The organism is Gemmatimonadales bacterium, from assembly GCA_030697825.1.
In the GTDB taxonomy this organism is placed as follows: Bacteria; Gemmatimonadota; Gemmatimonadetes; order Gemmatimonadales; family JACORV01; genus JACORV01.
The window spans coordinates 1-1,357 of record JAUYOW010000023.1 but is presented as its reverse complement, the minus strand read 5'-3'; the positions used below and the strand labels follow the sequence as shown (position 1 = coordinate 1,357).

Annotated in this window: 2 protein-coding genes; both read left to right on the top strand. The window is 73.1% G+C overall.

Features of this window, described 5'->3' with window-relative positions; translation table 11 throughout:
* On the top strand, positions 1 to 741 hold a 741-nt coding region (locus tag Q8Q85_01045; protein ID MDP3772833.1), incomplete at its 5' end, for an anhydro-N-acetylmuramic acid kinase.
* On the top strand, positions 738 to 1,357 hold a 620-nt coding region (locus Q8Q85_01040), incomplete at its 3' end, for a glycoside hydrolase family 3 N-terminal domain-containing protein (GenBank protein MDP3772832.1). The genes Q8Q85_01045 and Q8Q85_01040, both read left to right, overlap by 4 nt.

The following is a 1,357-nucleotide window of genomic DNA, read 5'->3' as shown; positions in this document are numbered from 1 at the left end:
GACTTCCGCGCGCGCGACGTGGCTGCGGGAGGGGAAGGCGCGCCGCTCGTTCCGAGGGTTGACCGGCTGCTGTTCGCGCGTGACGACGGCCGGAGGGTCCTGCTCAATATCGGGGGCATCGCGAACCTGACCCTGGTGCCGCCCAAGGGTGACCCGGAGCCGATCCTCGCGTTCGACACCGGCCCGGGCGTGATGGTGATTGACGCTTGCGTGCGTCAGCTGTTTCCCGGCCGCCGGTTCGACGAAGACGGCGCGATCGCCCTTCAGGGCCGGGCCGTGGACGCGGTCGTCGCCGAGTCGCTCGCGCATCCGTTCTTCGCGGCGCCACCGCCCAAGAGCACGGGCCGCGAGCAATTCGGCGAGGGGTTCGCGGCCGGACTCGTCTCGTGGTGCCTCGAGCGTGGAGCGACGCCCGCGGACGTGGTCGCCACCGCGGTCGAGCTCACCGCCCGCGCCATCGGCGAAAGCGCGGCGCGGTTCATTCCCGGGGACCGCGCCCCGCGCGACGTGGTACGTTCGGGCGGCGGCGCGCGGAACCCCGCGCTCGTGGCCGCGCTCGAGCGATGCTGGACCGGGGTCGAGCACCGATCATTCGACGACCTCTACTTCGACGGAGACATGAAAGAAGCCGTGGCTTTCGCCTTCCTCGGATACCTCACCTGGACCGGGCGGCCGGGCAACGAGCCCGGCGCAACCGGCGCCGCCGGCCCGCGCGTGCTGGGGACGGTGACGCCCGCATGAAGTCCATCGCAGAGCTGATACTGCCGGCCATCCGCTGGGACCCGCGGAACGGGTTCGAGCCCGCGAAGCAGGCCGTCGAGGAAGCGCTCGCGCTGGGCGTGGGCGGGTTCATCATCTTCGGCGGCGAGAAAGAGGCCGTCCGCAAGCTGACGGGCGATCTCGCCGCGGCCGCGCCGCATCCGCTCCTCATCGCTTCGGACCTCGAGCGCGGGGCGGGGCAGCAGGTGCGCGGTCTCACGTCGCTGCCGCCGCTGATGGCGCTGGCGCGCCTCGGCGAGAACGTCGTCCGCGAGGCCGCCCGCATCACGGCGCGCGAGGCGCGCGCCGTCGGCATCAACTGGGTGTTCGCGCCCGTCGTGGACCTCGACGTCGAGCCGGCGAACCCGATCGTCCAGACCCGCAGCTTCAGCGACGACCCCGGGCGCGTCGGCGCGCTGGCGAGTGCGTGGATCGAATCATGTCAGGCCGAGGGGGCGCTCGCGTGCGCCAAGCACTTCCCCGGCCACGGCCGCACCCCCAGCGACTCGCACGCGGAGCTGCCCGTGGTCGCGGCGGACCGGGCGAGCCTCGAGGCGGACCTGGGTCCGTTCCGCGATGCGATCGCCACGGGCGTGGC